Source organism: Vibrio sp. 1S139 (assembly GCF_041439475.1).
In the GTDB taxonomy this organism is placed as follows: domain Bacteria; phylum Pseudomonadota; class Gammaproteobacteria; order Enterobacterales; family Vibrionaceae; genus Vibrio; species Vibrio crassostreae_C.
The window spans coordinates 1-16498 of sequence record NZ_JBGOOD010000011.1 but is presented as its reverse complement, the minus strand read 5'-3'; the positions used below and the strand labels follow the sequence as shown (position 1 = coordinate 16498).

Genomic DNA, 16498 nt, shown 5'->3' with positions numbered 1-16498 from the left:
GCTCGTGGTTTTTTGTATCTAAAAAATCTTGTTAAAGACAGGCGCTATCGCTTTGCCAAAGATCTTGGCGCGATGGTCGACTCTAAGCTCTCCAAATAGATAGCATCATCAATTCGAATTAGGCGCATGCCATTTGAAGCTGTGCGTCGTCGGCAATTAGCTATTTTATTGATTAGAGAGATGATAGTTGCTTTAGGTTGGAACTTAATAGGGACAGAAGGTTTGGTGTCGGAAAGTTAAGTGTTTAAAGAAAGTCAGTTGATTTGAGGGCGGTCGAGTTCCCCCCGAACTCGACCTGTTCCAGACGCGCAAGCAAAGGCGTTTGGTTTCTGGCTTAGTCATAAATTAACCAATTTCAGTTTGTTGTGTAAATAATCAATAGCTTGGCAACTGATAGGTAGGTCGTATTTTGCTGTGCAAAAGCATAGAAATGAATGATGGCGAGAGTGATGCCTGAGCTCATGCAAGGAGGCTGGCGTATTGAAGCAAAAGGGCTGACACAATATGAAACATGGTTTGCCAGTTAATAATATCGTTAAATTTAAATTTTCAGGGATTTATAACTAGCTAGTGGAGTGTGCTAGTTTTAAGAGTTGGTCATCTTTTATTCTGGTGTTATACACTGCTTTTGATTTTCAAGTTGGATTTAGTGTCTGAATTATTAAACCTGACGGGATAAATGATTGTTTAATGTTGATTTGACAAGATCTTCAAGTATCCTTTATGTAAACAAAACGTTAAATGTCGAAAGTAAATTAACAATCATTAAGGAGTCGATGATGTTACATGCTCACGAAAATACCCTACATATTACCCACCTCAGTAACCACGCGGTTGAGGAGTTGTCACCTTCATTCTCTAAGTTACCAAGCACAGAGCATGCGGATGGCCAGTTTCGATTAAGAAGATACTCGGTGGTTCAATTCAGTAATGGACAAGTCGTAGAGCTAGACAAGCATAACTTTGTTCAGTCTGAAGACATTAATCACTTTCAAGGTGACGTTGTTCGCCAATTCGAACCAATTGAAGCACCAATCTTAAGCAGCGAAGGCATGCAAGAGATGTGTGAGTTGTTCATTGAAACCAATGGGCTTGAAGACGGACAAGAAATCGAAATCCACCAAATCCGTATTGCTGCCATTTTTGAAGAGACTCAGGTTGCGCCAGAAGGTGTTCACCAAGACGGCTTCGACCACATCGCTTTAATTGGTGTTAACCGCCACAACATTGTGGGCGGCGAAATCATGCTGTACCAAGATAGCCACGAAGCACCGTTCTTCAGAAAAGTGTTAGGCGATGGTGAAGTGGCAATGCTTGCCGACAGTAAGCTTTGGCACAACGCACAGCCGATTCGTACCATAGACCACGGCGAGATGGGCTACATGGATGTGTTTGTATTAACGGCTAAGGATGCGCGTAATGTCCTTCACTCTTAATGATGTGCGCCAACAGTTTAGCGCGTTAGGCCAATACCATAATGGCAAGCCTGTGACCTTTTTTGATGGGCCGGGTGGCTCTCAGGTGCCTGAAAATGTTTTGGCGTCCATGACGGAATACCTCGGGCACTTTAATTCAAACCTAGGCGGTCATTACTTTTCTAGCCAAAAGACGACAAGCTTAATGCAGCAAGCGAGAGAAGCAGCACAAGCGCTACTCAATACTGAATCTTCTGGCAACGTTGTGTTCGGTGCGAATATGACATCGCTGACCTTCCAACTTAGTCGTGCGATCAGCCGCGACTGGCAAGAGGGCGATGAAGTTATCGTCACCGCATTAGATCATTATTCGAATGTATCGAGCTGGCAGCAAGCGGCAGACGACAAAGGGGCGATTGTTCGTCAAGTTCGTGTAGACGAGTCGGATTGCAGTTTGGATATGGCACATTTTGAGTCACTGCTGAATGAGAAAACCAAACTTGTCGCGGTGACGTTTGCTTCGAACACGACGGGCTCGATTGTTGATATGGCGAAAGTTATCGAGCTTGCACATCAGCATGGCGCGCAGGTTTATGTCGATGCCGTACATTACGCACCGCATCACTTGATCGATGTTCAGCAACTGAATTGTGATTTCTTAGCGTGTTCAGCTTATAAGTTCTTCGGCCCGCATGTGGGCATTGCTTATGTTGCACCTCAATGGCTACACACGTTAAAGCCTTACAAGGTAGAGCCTGCAACCAATATCGGCCCAGGCCGTTTTGAAACAGGTACGCAAAGCTTTGAAGGCCTTGCCGGTGTGATTGCAGCAGTAGATTACTTGGCGCAGTTTGGTGAGCCAACCGACTCATTGCGTTCTCGTTTAGAGCAAAGCTACGCGCTTTATAATAAGCATGAGAGCCAACTGAGTGAGTACTTCCTTAAACGCTTGTCTGATCTCGAAGGGGCAAAGCTTTACGGGAAAACAGAGTTTGACTCGAATCTAAGAACGCCAACATTTGCCATCACCTTTGATAATCACTCTCCAGAGTTTATCGCTAAGAAGCTGGGCGAGCATAATATCTGTGTGTGGAATGGACACTTCTACGCGCTAGGTTTGGTGAAGCAGCTGGGTATCGAAGAGCAGGGCGTGGTGCGTATTGGTTGTATGCATTACAACTCGATTGAAGAGATCGACTTGCTGTTCAATGTGCTTGAAGGGATCTTGCGAAGCCATTAGCAAGCAGTCACTAGCACTTAATAGCTAAAGAATTAGAAAAGAGCATACTTCTCTCATGAACATTGAGTAGGAAGTATGCTCTTTTTCGTTTCACAGCGCTTATTACTTATTTACGTAACGCCAGTGATTCGATTAAGACCGCTTTTAATCAAGACAGCTGCTCAACAATAGCTACACCCACTGCGTGTGCGCTGGTTGGGTTCTGACCTGTAATGACTCGCTCATCAACAATCACAAGCTCTTGCCAAGGTTGAACCTTGTTGAAACGTGCTGCGCTACGAGCAAGCGACTCTTCCAGTAGGAATGGAATGTCGTTGATCGTACCAAAGTCGATCTCTTCTTCACGTGTAAAGCCAGTCACCGATTTAGAGCTTAGTAGCTTCTCGCCGTTGCTCAGAACAATCGGAAGCAGCGCCGCAGGGCCGTGACATACTGATGCGATCACACCGCCATCTTCATAATGCTTAGCGGCAATCGTTGCAAATTGCTCATCGGTTGCTAAGTCAGAAAGTAGGCCGAATCCACCTGGGTAGAAGATAGCGTCGTAGCTTTCTACGTTAATTTGGCTTACAGGAATCGTGTTATTGATACGGTTCTGGAAGTCATCATCAGCCAAGATCTCAGCGTTTACTGAATCCCCTTCAATATCGGTTCCGTACAATGGGCCTTTACCACCCTTGATAGACGCGATGTCGTACTCAAAACCCGCAGCAATGATCTCTTTGAGAGCATGAGTCAGTTCAGGCGCATAAGTACCGTTCGCTTGGTCTGTATCGCCAAGTGTTGCGTGGTTAGTTACTGGAATTAGTATTTTTTTCATGATTCGTCCCTTTGAGCACGTTAGTTTGGTTTCAGCGTCGTTGTTTAGACATCCGCGTTTTTAAGACAGACATTCGGTTTTATTAATAGAGATACCGCTGTTTCGTTACCTGTAATACTAGTAGCAAACCATTTGAGTGATAATATGCCGAATAGACAAAACATTATTGCTATATAGCAATAGTGGATGTGAATTAGTCAGATGTGAATTCGTTAGACGTTAACAGGTGAAGTATGGATAGCTTTGAAGGTATTAATGAGTTTGTTGCGGTAGCCGAATGTCACGGCTTTTCTGCAGCAGCAAAACAACTGGGTTGCAGTACCAGTCATGTAAGCCGCCAAGTCTCAAGGCTAGAAGAGAGAGTGGGTGTGGCACTGCTTGCGCGTTCAACACGGATGGTGAGCCTGACTGAATCGGGCCACACTTATTACCAACAGTGCAAAGACTTGGTGATTGGGCTACAACAGGCCAATGAACAAGTCACGTCTCAACAAACTCAGCTTAGCGGTACTCTGCGTGTGAGTGCGGCAGGCGCGTTTGCAGAAAATCATGTCGCGGCGGCGCTGATGGAGTTTGCTAAAGAGCATCCTGAGCTCACAATAGAAATGAATTTCAATACCAAGATGGTTAACTTCATCGAAGATGGCATCGATTTCGCGATTCGTTATGGCCGATTGGACGATTCAGGATTGGTGGCAAGAAAGCTCGTCGATCGCCCGATGGCGGCGGCAGCCAGTAAAGACTACATAGAGCAATTTGGTACGCCGACTCATCCAGAGCAGTTAAAAATACACAGCTGTATTATCGCCAACAGTGATCAGTGGCTATTTGAGAAAGAGGGCAAGCCGTTAAATGCAGTTCGAGTACATGGGCGCTGGCGCAGTAATAATTCGAGTGCAGTACTGAAAGCATGTGAAGAGGGGCTTGGTGTTGTCTACCTACCTAAGAGCAGTTTCAATGGTGGCCTTAGTAATGGAAAGCTTGTCCCGGTGCTAGAAGAGTATTGGGGAGCAGGAACCAGCAGTTGGGTCGTATATCAAAACCGTCGTTTTTTACCCCAGAGAGCAAGATTGGCGATCGACTTCTTAGTCGCTTACTTTTCGGATTGGAATGAATAGTTCGTAGGTTTAAAGAATAGTGCGCAGGTTTAAAAGAATAGCGAACAGGATTTGAAGTGGTTGGGAGCGGATTCTTTCATCAGTTCAAGGCCAAAAGTAGAAAAAGATAATGGTTACATTGGTATAGGTTATCTATTTCTGTTTTTTGACGCGAATAATGGGATTGAGATGCTTGTCTACTTTTACTAACTCGTGTTAGCAATTGAGTTGTAGAGAAGGCCGCAACAGTACGATATACTAGATGGCATATTAATGTCCCTAGCGCGTGATAGATTCTGTGGAAGCGTTGGCAGGATGTGTTGTTATACTCCAGTTTATGAAGTGTAGCTAGAGTGCGGAGTTGGCAATGTCTTCAATAAATTTCGAATCCACGTACGGTGTAATAACTATTCAAGATATGAATGTAGTGAGTGTTGACGCTAACTATGCTCGCATCTATGGATACCAATCGCCCGAAGAACTACTTTCTAATATCGATAGCTTTCTAGATTTAATCTCAGAAGATTACCATGTTTTAGCTTATCAAAATTACCTTGAAACGGTCAGTGGTCAACGCGACCCTCAGGTTCACACCTATACCAATATTGATCGTAATGGCAGAGAGTTCACTGTGTTTTCTATCGACCATGTGACGGAGTGGCAGGGAAGACCAGCACTGCAAGTCACGGTGATCGATCTTTCCCCAGCGATTCAGCTGCAAAATGCGGTGCTTGAGCAAGATAAGATGTATCACGACATGATCATGCAATCTGGGCAGGGCATATTGGTTCACCGAGATTTCAAGCCGCTGATGGTTAATCAATCTTGGGTCAACATGCAAGGCGCGGCTTCCATCGAGCAAGTATTAGAGCTGGACTCTATCCTTGAACTGGTACCAAAACAGAATGCCGATGGCATCAGCAAGCACTATCACGCGATCGTATCAGGGGAGTTGTCAGGTACTAGTACCGTGGTTGAAAACATTGGCTTTGACGGCGTTCATCGGTTCTTCAATATTTACGACAATGCGATTACTTGGAAAGGTCAGCCAGCCGTTCAGGTTGTGCTCGAAGATGTGACTCAAAAGGTGATGCTGGAAAAGCAGTTGGTACACCAAGCGAACTTCGATGAAATGACCGACTTACTTAACCGCAGAGCGATTTATGAGTGGTTGAGAGAGCACATGTCCTCTAAAAACTACCTTGTTTGTATGCTGCTAGATATCGATGATTTTAAGTCGATTAATGACACTTACGGTCATATGGTCGGTGATGAGGTCATTTGTGCTTTGGCTAATATTACCAAGCGCAGTGCCGAGAAAGCCGGCGGAGTCGCAGGCCGTTGGGGTGGCGAAGAGTTCATTATATTTATCCCAAACACGTCTCTTGAAACAGCACACGAAGCGTCAGAAGAGATTCGCCAACAGTTCAATCAAGTTGAATTCAGAATCGATGAACAGTTACGATTTAATTCGAGTGTCAGTATCGGAATCAGTGATAGCCAAGCCTGTGAAGACGGTGTCACGATTGATGCACTCGTGAATTTAACCGATCAATCTCTCTATCGCGCGAAAGCCAACGGCAAGAATTGTGTAGACGGAGATGTGGTTGCGCTCTAACGCCTAAAATCGTCATCGAAAGCGAATAGGATCGACAACGAAAAATGCCCTCAAGTCATCACTTGAGGGCATTTTATTTTTTGGCTATTCACTAAGCGCTTCTAACTATAAGAAACGTTTAAGTTCTACAAGTTATGCAGACACTTCCACTTCGTAAGAACCAAATTTACGGATGTTAATCACACCTGTATCTAGGATAAGGTATTGGCCTTTAATGCCTTGAAGTACGCCTGTCACTTCAGGATTCTTATCAAAGTTGTGCGATACAATCTTCACTGGGTGCTGCTCAACCGGGTAGCTCAGTGAAGTGATGTTTTCGCTCAGAATCTCGATTGCATCGTCACCAAACTTCGCTCTGATCTCTTGGATCTTATCTTCAACCAATGGCAATAGTTCTTTGGCTTTTTCTACCAACTCCATATCGTCGCCATCGCCTTTTAGCAGCGTGCGCCAGTTGGTTTTGTCAGCAATGTGCTTCGCTAACTCAACTTCGATCAGGCCAGAGATCTGACGTGTTTTTACCTTCAAGATAGGCAAACCTTGAGTCGCGCCTTGGTCAATCCAACGGGTAGGGATTTGAGTATGACGAGTGATACCCACCTTTAGGCTTGATGTGTTTGATAGGTAAACGAAGTGATCAACCATGCAGTTCTCTTCACCCCATTGAGGCTCGCGACACGTGCCTTCATCGTAGTGACAAGTCTCTGGCTTCATGATGCACATGTCGCAGCTTGCTAGCTTTTTCATGCACACAAAACAGTGGCCTTGAGAGTAGCTCTTCTTAGTTTTCTTACCACATGAGCAGCAAAAAATATTGCCGGTGTGAGTGAGGTTGATGGTTTTACCAATCAGAGGGTTTAGCTCTACAAACTCTTCGCCTACAGGCAAACGGTAGGTAACCGCGCCATCAAGGGAAGCACTCATCTTTTTGAGTGTTCCTTTTGCTAATAAAGACATGACATTACTCGTTGTATTTTGATTATTATTTCGTCGACTCGATTGCGCTGTGAGCAGGCAGTACGGTTAACGATGATTATGCGATGAGTATAACAAATAGAGCCTGTTTTTATACGCAATATTACTTGATTCTCGCCGTGAATAATTAACGGCAAATACATGCATAAAAATATAGTATGACATTTTGTTCGGGCGTGATATAACGTTTTTTAGTGATTTATTGGTATTAAGATCACTAATTTACCTGATTTGTTTTTTATCGTGAAATCCCAACTATAGGGATCTTAAGCCGGAAGCTTAGACGTGAAGTGGATCCATAAGATTGTTATCTTTCTCGTTATCGCAACGCTTGCCATTGTGCAGTATTACCGTGTGAGCGGAAATCGTGTGATAACAGCAATAACCCCTGATAAATATGAATTTATCGCGACCAGCGATCGAGTTGATAGGGGCGTCAGTACATCCCAATTATCCTACGAAAATGGGCAATATATTCTCCACTGCGAGCTTAAAAAGTCTGAGTATCCGTGGCCTTATTGCGGCCTATCGATTCGTATCAACCCAGACATTACCGAAGGCCTTGATCTCTCCCAGTATCACACCTTTAGAGTGAATATTGATTACCATGCGGAAGCGGACTCTCGTGGCCGTTTGAGAACTTACCTACGCAACTACAATCCTGCTTATTCTGTTCCCGATGACGAGTACACACATAAGTACAACGGGATGGAGTTTTCTCCAGGAGTCGATGGTGGTGTGATTGAAATCCCGATCAAAAATCTGCAAGTGATGACATGGTGGCTGGCTGACAACGACATTGCGTTAGAGCATTCGGCCCCTGAATTTTCGAATGTGAATATGGTTGAGTTTGCTACTGCGTCTGGAGCGAAACTCGGTCACCACAGAATCGTCATCCGCAGTATTGAGTTCGAAGGTTCGTATATCACCGCAGAAAGCTTGTTCATGATCCTACTGTTTGTGTGGGTGGGGACGGGCACCGTATTCTTGCTGTCAGAGTTAAACCGTTCAAGAAAACGCATGGTGATCGCAGAGAAAAGACATCACCACTTAAAGAACGTCAATCGCGCACTGAGAGAACAGAATTTTGAATTTTCAGAGATGGCCCATCGTGATGAGTTAACCGGAATACTAAACCGCCACGCGATTCGTGATTGGTTGAAAATGCAGTCACAACATGTGAAGCAAGGACATGGCAAGCTGGGTATGTTGTATCTCGATATCGACTACTTCAAGAGTGTAAATGACAAGTACGGACATCAAATGGGTGACCATATTTTACGCGAGTTCAGCATGGTGGTGGGCAGTTCGATCAGCGCTACCGACAAGTTGGTGAGATGGGGTGGTGAAGAGTTCATTGTTTTTTGCCCTGAGACTGATCTTGGCGAAGCACAAAGAAAGGCCGAGAAAATCCGACTTTTAGTCAGCCAGCACCTTTGGGTTCATGGCGATCCGCTGACATGCAGTATCGGTGTTGCCGAGATGAAACAAGAGCGAGTGACAGAGACTATTGCTCGCGCTGATGAAGCTTTATATCAAGCAAAGCATTCAGGTCGAAATCAGGTGATCTTGAGTCACTAATCTGAAAATTGTTTTGATGAGTTTATAAGCCACACGTGCATATGTGACGTGTGGCGTTTTTATGGTTCTTCTCCCAAAAGCCAAAACAAAAAAGGTGGCGCGGGGCCACCAAAAGGGAAAGCGTTTCTTGTTTTTATATGCCCGTTCAGTGCTTGCTTACGCTGAACGGGCATTTTTGTCTTGGTTGAACCGGGGGAAGTTCAACCAGTTTAGGGGAGCATTCCTGTAAGCATGCGCTTATAGAACGTTAGTGTTTACCAGAAGATCCAAGCGAACAGAGTCAGAACTAGGATACAAACTAGGTTCAACACCATACCGATTCGCATCATCTCTTTCTGCTTGATGTGACCCGAGCCAAACACGATTGCGTTTGGTGGTGTCGCTACTGGTAGCATAAAGGCACAAGATGCAGCGACAGCGATCAGAGCAGACAAGATAACTGGCGACATACCAAGTGCTTCAGCGATGGTTGCGAATACTGGCACCAGAAGTGCTGCACTCGCTGTGTTACTCGCAAATTCCGTTAGGAATACCACGAACGCTACCACGGCTAGAATCGTAAGCAGTACGCCAGCTGTTTCTAAAAATCCGCTTAGTGAGTGTGCTAGGAATACGCTGGTTCCTGTCGCTTTCAGAATGTTACTTAAACAGATACCGCCACCGAACAGGATAAGAACACCCCAGTCCGTTGTCTTCTCGACGTCTTTCCATTCCACCGCTCTAGAAGCGCCAAGCAGTACAATTGCGCCAATCGCTACTAAGCTATCAAATTTAGAGAATCCGCCAATCATTGCGTTGATTGGTTTACCGAATATCCAAAGCGTTACGGTTAGAAGGAAGATAGACAGTGTGATTTTCTTGCTGTTTGTCCACTCAACGGGAGCGTGGTCTAGCTCGAATTTGTGGTCAAGCTTTGGCTTAGTCATCACGTAAAGAATAATCATCGCGATTGGCAGTAAGATCATTGAGATTGGAAGACCTAGCGCCATCCACTCAGTAAAGCTCAAGCCAACTTCTGCAGCGGCGATTGCGTTCGGTGGGCTACCCACTAAGGTTGCGATGCCACCGATTGAAGCACAGTAAGCAATACCCAGTAGCACGAACACGTAGGTGTTGCGGTCTTCACTTTGGTCAACCTTGTTCATGATGCCAAGAACAAGGGGAAGCATCATTGCAGTCGTTGCTGTGTTCGAAATCCACATCGACAAGCCTGCACTCACACCGAATAGCATGAACACCGCCACCGACATTCTGCCTTTTGCAATCAGCAGAACTTTGTCGGCAATCGCCTTATCGAGCTCTTGCTTGTTGAGCGCAGCAGCAAGGGCAAAACCACCCATGAATAGGAAGATGATTGGGTTCGAGAAGTTCGCTAATGCAGCGGGCGTATTGAACACACCAAACAAGACAGCCAAGAGTGGAACGAGCAGAGCGGTGATGCTGACATGAATAGCTTCGGTTAACCATAGAACCGCAACGAACACGAGAATACTCAAACCAGTATTGACTTGTGATTCGAAAGGAAGGGTGTTGAGCAAGAGTGCGAATAGCGTGAAATTACCAATTAATATCATGCTGTTGCGGGTGAACAACCAGTGTTTCAGTGTAGTAACAAGTGCCGTCATAAGACGCTCCTTTTGTTATCCTCGTTTTATTGGTGCACGACTTCATTGAGTCGTGCTTATTATTTTCGAGGTATATAGCTTGATGTAGGGTTAGACTTTGTTGGGAGAATGTTACTTAAGTTAATAAAGGCGTGTTGGTGTGTTTTTGTGTAACAGTGGGGAAGTGTGAGGCAACAAATTCAAAATGTGTAGTTTTCTACACATCTGTCTCTGCTGGGTCTGCAATAGGGTTTGTTGTAGGATCTACAACAGGGTTTACAGAGGGGTCAGTCATAGGGTTTGGAATCGGAAATGATTCCGGTTTTGGACTCGATTGAATGGGCTCTTTAGGTCCAAGGAACTTTGGCGTTGTCCCCATAATATACAAATCTAAGAAGGCTTTGGTACGCGCAAAAACTTCACGCAAACGGATAGAGGTGCCTGAATGATGAGTAGGGCCTGAAACCGCTAAACATTGTGCATGAATATCGTAAGAATTAGCGATAAATAGTGCTCTTTCACAGTGGAATTTCTGAGTAATGATCAGGAAGTTGTCGGTATCGAATATCTTTTTGGCGCGAACAATCGAGTCTAAGGTTCTAAAGCCTGCGTAATCGAGGTTAATGCGTTCATCGGGTACACCCGCTTTCAGCAAGTCGCGTTTCATCGTCCACGGCTCATTGTAAGAGCGATGAGCGTTATCACCACTTAACAGAAACTGGTCGACTTTTTCACGGTCGAACAGCTCAATCGCGGCTTCGATTCGGTGCTTATAATAGTCGTTGAGTGTTCGACCCAAATATTTGCTCGTGCCAAGCACAACGGCGACCTCAAGTTCGGGCACTTCATCTATATCGTAGATGATGCGATCTTCCGCTTGCCATGAAACCCAATAATCGATCGCAATAACCGCAGCGCTGCCTACTAAGAACACGAGGAAAGCGCCAAACAGAAAACCTTGCAGTTTTTTGTAAGCTTTTTTTATGTAGCTACGGATAATGTGAGAATCAAATTTCACTCTCGGTATGGTCCTTTCACTGAGCATTAATTTTTGAGTGCTCGATAATACCAAATAAAAATGAGAAAAATCAGTTAAAAAGACAAGACAGTTTAAAGAAAAAAGCCCCTGCAATTGCAGAGGCTCATATAAGAGTCGTTAACGCTCTTTATTCCAAGCGCAGTACGCTTTATTAGAATGCCGTGCGCTTGTAGCGACGGTAAACTGGCTGCCAGAAGTGCTGGTCAATCGCTTGTTGCAGTGCTTCTTCAGTGATCTCTAGAGCAACGCCCTGTTCAATCGCCTTTTTACCTACCGCAAGAGCAATCTTCTTCGATACGGTGTGAATCTCTTCCAATGGTGGAAGTAGCGCACCTGAACCATTGATCGCAAGTGGAGAACACGTAGCAAGCGCACGGCTTGATTCCATCAGCATTTCATCAGTGATACGTGAAGCATTCACAGCCAATACACCAAGGCCAATACCTGGGAAGATGTAGCTGTTGTTACACTGAGCGATTGGGTAAGTGGTGCCGTTATGAGTTACTGGCTCAAATGGGCTACCTGTCGCAACAAGTGCTTGGCCATCAGTCCAACGAATAATGTCGTTTGGCGTCGCTTCAACACGGCTTGTTGGGTTCGACAGTGGGAACACGATAGGGCGTTCACTGTGTAGGTTCATCTCTTTGATGACTTCTTTGCTGAATAGACCTGGAGCACCAGACACACCAACCAATACGGTTGGTTTCGCGTGGCGAACTACGTCTAGTAGAGAGAAACCAGTGCCATCGCTTTCCCAGTCTTTGGTGTTTTCGTTGGTTTGAACCAGACGCTGTTGGAAATCAAGCAGGTTTTGCATGCCTTCTTGTAGCAGACCCCAACGGTCAACCATGTAAACTTGAGAGCGAGCTTGTGCATCGCTGATACCTTCAGACACCATTTGGGCAATGATAGCTTCAGCAATACCACAACCTGCAGAACCCGCACCTAAGAAGGTGATGCGTTGATCTGAAAGTTTGCTGTTTGCTGCTTTACATGCTGCAAGTAGAGAACCAACCGTTACGGCTGCTGTGCCTTGGATATCATCGTTGAAACAACAGATGCGATCTTTGTAGCGCTCAAGCAGTGGCATTGCGTTCTTTTGTGCGAAATCTTCGAACTGAACTAATGCATCAGGCCAACGGCGTTGAACTGCTTGGATGAACTCTTCAACGAATGCATCGTAGTCAGCACCCGTAATACGAGGATGACGCCAGCCCATGTACATTGGGTCAGCAAGACGTTGAGGGTTGTTAGTACCCACATCGAGCACGATTGGTAGCATGTAAGCTGGGCTGATACCGCCACAAGCTGTATAAAGTGCTAGCTTACCAATTGGAATACCCATACCACCGATGCCTTGGTCTCCCAAACCAAGAATACGCTCACCATCCGTAACCACGATAACTTTAACGTTGTGGTTTGTCGCATTATTCAGTAGGTCATCGATACGATCGCGGTTCGGGTATGAGATAAACAGACCACGGCCACGACGGTAAATATTTGAGAAGTTCTCACATGCTGCGCCAACTGTTGGCGTATAAATGATAGGCATCATTTCAGAGATGTGGTTTTGAACTAAACGATAAAAAAGCGTTTCATTAGTGTCTTGGATGTTACGAAGGTAGATATGCTTATCCATATCACTTTCGAAGTTACAATATTGTTTGTATGCACGTCCTACTTGCTCTTGGATTGTTTCGGTTGTTTCCGGTAACAAACCTTCAAGGTTGAAAGAACTGCGCTCTTCAGCAGAGAATGCGCTGCCTTTGTTTAGAAGAGGTGTACTTAGTAGAGCAGGACCAGCATAAGGGATATATAGAGGGCGTTTATCGTTGTTCATTGGATGCCTAATATGGGAGAAAGGGTAACTAAAAAATGATAACGGTTTAGTTATTCAATTGTAAATAGTTTCTCCGCGATCTGAGCAAACAAAATGATATTCTTACCTCTGTCCCACACTTATCGAATTTCAACACGATAATTCGTTATACTTTGCTCACACTTTTTCGCTACTCGCCATTTTATGTCATTACTTCCCATCGATGCTTATCAAAACGTATTCCACGAACAAATCGCTAATTCTCACCTTGTCGTAGAGGCGGAAACCGGATCAGGTAAATCAACGCGCCTGCCACTTTGGGCCTCTCAACATGGACGAGTGTTAGTGGTGGAGCCAAGACGCATCGCGTGTACATCACTGGCTAAATATCTCGCGCAGCGATCAGGCGAGAAGTTGGGTAGCAAAGTGGGCTATGCGATTAAGCTTGAGTCGGAATACAACGAGCAAACTAACGTTGTTTTTGTGACGCCCGGTATCGCGCTGCGTTGGTTATCAGAAGATGGATTAGCTAGTTTTGATGTGATCGTGGTGGATGAGTTTCACGAGAGGCGCTGGGACATTGATCTGCTGGTGGCGATTCTGAAACAAAAAGCGAGTCATCGTTTGGTGATCACTTCAGCAACCATTGAGGGTGAACGCCTTGCTCATTATTTGGATGCGAATCGCATAAGCTGTGAAGGGCGAACCTATCAAGTTGAGATTGAGCACAGAGCGAATGAATCCAGAACACTGCCTGATATCCGACATCTAGAGCAGCGTATCGCGGAAGAAGTGAATCATCAGCTGATCGCTTCTTCTGGCGATATGTTGGTTTTTCTGCCGGGTAAAAAAGAGATCGTGCAATGCGAACAAGCCTTGGCGAAAAATCCAGATATCCAAGTCGTTAAATTGCATGCGTCGGTCAGTGATAAAGAGCGAGATTCAGCCTTATCGGGTCGTAATATCAATACTGAAGGTAATGGCCTGAAAAAGGTCATCCTTGCGACCAACGTTGCAGAAACCTCATTAACCATTCCTGACATTGGCGTGGTGATAGATTCAGGATTAGAGAGACGCACCGTTCAGCGTAATGGCAGAGCCACACTGATGCTTAAATCCATATCACGAGCGAGTGCCAAACAGCGAGCTGGCCGCGCGGGTAGGGTAATGGATGGCGTTTGCGTGCGTCTATATGGTGAACATGCGGCGTTAGAGTTAGTCACACCGCCTGAATTGCAGCGTGAAGAGCTGACTGAATCTATGTTGGCCGCAGCATGTTGTGGATCTCCGCTTGAGAGCTTGTCCTTCCTTGACCCTATTCCAGAGAAATCACTCAACAGTGCAACTCAAACCTTGCTGACGATGGAAGCGATTAACGCCGACCATCAAGTTACCGAGCATGGTAAAAAGCTGTATCCGTTGCCGATTGATGCTTTGTATGCCGATATCGTTACTCGAATCAAAACCAAAGCATTAAAAGAGGCGATGGTTGATCTCACTGCGGCGCTGTCCGTTCCTGCTCGCTTGTATCAGTTACCAAACAATGCAGAACATCTTGAAGCGCTCGCGCAACAAGAGAAGGAAGGGTGTGATTTAAGCCTGTTGATTCAGATTGTGCGCGGTCGAGAATATCCGCATTTAGACATCGACCAACAGGCTCTGAATGAAGCTCAAGGATTGGCGAAGCAAATGCGGGAGGTATTTGAACTTCCTCAGCTAGAAGTCGCGTCACGTTTCCAACGCATTGAATTGCTCAAGACCATTGTGAATCTGCATCCTGAACTGGTGTTTGTGCGCCGACTGAAAAGGAAAGAAGCCTTTGCCAATGGTGTTTTAGAAGTGGTGCTCGGTCGTCAGAACCGTTTCCCTGATAATGCACAAGCGATGTTGGTGTTGGATACTCACAGCTTGCCGGGAAGAGGCGTTAAGCAAACACTGACCTTAGCGACGGTCACGACACCCATTCCTCTTGAGCTTCTCATTGATGCTGAACTAGGAGAGTGGGAGCAAGGCGAAACCGTTGTGAATGATGATGGTGTTTTTACCGAGATGGCATTGGTGTACGCAGGCCGCACGATTACAACCAAACTCGTCGCCGCTGAAGGGCAACTATCGTTAAAACCTATCGTCGACCTTGTGTTAAATGGAGAGCAGCTTCCCGGTTTTGCAAAGGCTCGCACTCAAGAAATCAAACACTGGCAGTTGTATGTGAAACTTGGTCTCGATGAACAAACTAAATACACACCAGAAATTGAGAACATTAACTTTGAGCTATGGTTTATAGAGCAGCTTGAAGTACTAGGTGTTACTGATGTCAGCGAATTGGAAATGTTCGATCATGCAGACATACCGTTCGATGGCATTCCAACTTGGCTCTACTCAGAATTTTCGGAAAAATACCCGTTTGCATTGAGCCTTGCCGACTTGCAACTCGATGTTGAATACTTGCCCGCAAGAAAGCTGATTTACGTCCATTATCAGTCGGGTAGCCGAAAGTTATCGCCAAAACGTTGGGAGCTACCGACATGGTCTGGTTGGCGTATTCAGTTCAAAAAAGCGAGTCGAATAATTGATATCAAATAGATGGATAAGTTTTATCTCTAAAATATTAATCAAATAGATGCATATATGATTTTTCAGTGCTTATTTTGTTACAAGTTTGATTTTTATATTCCTTTTTAACCAATCAAAAGGTCATAAAAGACTATTCTTCTATATCCTATTGCTATAAAGAAAGAGTTGATAGATATTGAGTATATTGTGTTGCCAAAGTGTCGGGGGACATCATGGATAAACAGGAAGAGACGCGTGTAGAGTTCGATTACACAACATTTCTTGGCGCCTCATGCAGTAAAAAATGGACTTTTCTGGAAGCACTCACCACAATTGCGCCAGTGTTCAGTACCGTCTGGCGAGATAGCATTAAAGAGTTGGGCACCCCAGAGGATCGTTTATGGCAGATGGCATTGAAATCAATGTCGACGCGTAAAAGTGATGAGTCGAACATTGTTACCTTACTCAAGCTCGCTAAGCTGGAAGGGATCAATGAGCTCAAAGTGGTGATGCCATATTCACTTGAAGAAGAGCAGATCGAGTATATTGAATCGCGCAGTCATTTAGTGATTGCGGGTAATTCTGGAGAAGAGTTCACGATTAAGCTGTAACTTCAGCTCGCCTATAATCTCTCTCGAGGAATAGTAAAAACGTACACGTAAAAAGGGCCTCAAATATTGAGCAATGCCGTTCGGATAAGCATTACTGTTTGAATCTAAACGGATATTTAGCTGGAA

The 16498-nt window shown here is 45.1% G+C and carries 12 protein-coding genes; 7 read left to right on the top strand and 5 right to left on the bottom strand.

Going from position 1 to position 16498, the window contains the following annotated elements:
* Nucleotides 1–779 precede the first annotated feature (779 nt).
* Nucleotides 780–1436 (top strand): 2OG-Fe dioxygenase family protein, encoded by a 657-nt coding sequence (locus ACED46_RS05830; RefSeq protein WP_102332091.1) that lies wholly within the window; start codon nt 780–782, stop codon nt 1434–1436.
* Entirely contained in the window at nt 1420–2655 is a 1236-nt protein-coding gene (locus ACED46_RS05825) for a cysteine desulfurase-like protein (protein WP_371721071.1), read from the top strand. The genes ACED46_RS05830 and ACED46_RS05825 overlap by 17 nt, the downstream gene beginning before the upstream one ends.
* Nucleotides 2656–2803: 148 nt before the next feature.
* Here ACED46_RS05825 and ACED46_RS05820 read toward each other — a convergent pair whose 3' ends face one another.
* On the bottom strand, nt 2804–3475 hold the full coding sequence (locus ACED46_RS05820) for a type 1 glutamine amidotransferase domain-containing protein (protein WP_371721070.1): 672 nt from the start codon (nt 3473–3475) through the stop codon (nt 2804–2806).
* 233 nt (nt 3476–3708) lie between these two features.
* Here ACED46_RS05820 and ACED46_RS05815 point away from each other — a divergent pair, with 233 nt between their 5' ends.
* On the top strand, nt 3709–4593 hold the full coding sequence (locus ACED46_RS05815) for a LysR family transcriptional regulator (protein WP_371721069.1): 885 nt from the start codon (nt 3709–3711) through the stop codon (nt 4591–4593).
* Nucleotides 4594–4939: 346 nt separating this feature from the next.
* The gene (locus ACED46_RS05810; protein WP_371721068.1) at nt 4940–6190 is read left to right on the top strand and encodes a diguanylate cyclase; all 1251 of its coding nucleotides are present in this window, start codon (nt 4940–4942) and stop codon (nt 6188–6190) included.
* A 132-nt stretch (nt 6191–6322) separates the two neighbouring features.
* Here ACED46_RS05810 and ACED46_RS05805 read toward each other — a convergent pair whose 3' ends face one another.
* Entirely contained in the window at nt 6323–7147 is an 825-nt protein-coding gene (locus ACED46_RS05805; protein ID WP_017063586.1) for a DUF2797 domain-containing protein, read from the bottom strand.
* Between the two features lie 303 nt (nt 7148–7450).
* Here ACED46_RS05805 and ACED46_RS05800 point away from each other — a divergent pair, with 303 nt between their 5' ends.
* A complete protein-coding gene (locus ACED46_RS05800; RefSeq protein ID WP_371721067.1) occupies nt 7451–8746 on the top strand; it encodes a GGDEF domain-containing protein in 1296 nt (431 codons plus the stop codon).
* Between the two features lie 254 nt (nt 8747–9000).
* On the opposite strand, the gene ACED46_RS05795 is transcribed toward ACED46_RS05800, so the two are convergent.
* The 3 genes from ACED46_RS05795 to ACED46_RS05785 form a co-directional block, all read right to left on the bottom strand.
* A complete protein-coding gene (locus ACED46_RS05795) occupies nt 9001–10371 on the bottom strand; it encodes a DASS family sodium-coupled anion symporter (protein WP_017059762.1) in 1371 nt (456 codons plus the stop codon).
* Nucleotides 10372–10567: 196 nt separating this feature from the next.
* Nucleotides 10568–11368, bottom strand: coding sequence for a vancomycin high temperature exclusion protein (locus tag ACED46_RS05790; RefSeq protein WP_017063589.1), 801 nt, complete (start codon nt 11366–11368; stop codon nt 10568–10570).
* Between the two features lie 172 nt (nt 11369–11540).
* Nucleotides 11541–13229 (bottom strand): NAD-dependent malic enzyme, encoded by a 1689-nt coding sequence (locus ACED46_RS05785; protein ID WP_371721066.1) that lies wholly within the window; start codon nt 13227–13229, stop codon nt 11541–11543.
* 183 nt (nt 13230–13412) lie between these two features.
* Between ACED46_RS05785 and ACED46_RS05780 the strand changes: the two genes are divergently transcribed.
* On the top strand, nt 13413–15791 hold the full coding sequence (locus tag ACED46_RS05780; RefSeq protein ID WP_371721065.1) for a helicase-related protein: 2379 nt from the start codon (nt 13413–13415) through the stop codon (nt 15789–15791).
* Nucleotides 15792–15994: 203 nt separating this feature from the next.
* Nucleotides 15995–16372 carry a hypothetical protein gene (locus tag ACED46_RS05775; protein ID WP_017059766.1) on the top strand — a complete coding sequence of 126 codons (378 nt, stop codon included), beginning with the start codon at nt 15995–15997 and terminating at the stop codon, nt 16370–16372.
* Nucleotides 16373–16498 lie beyond the last annotated feature (126 nt).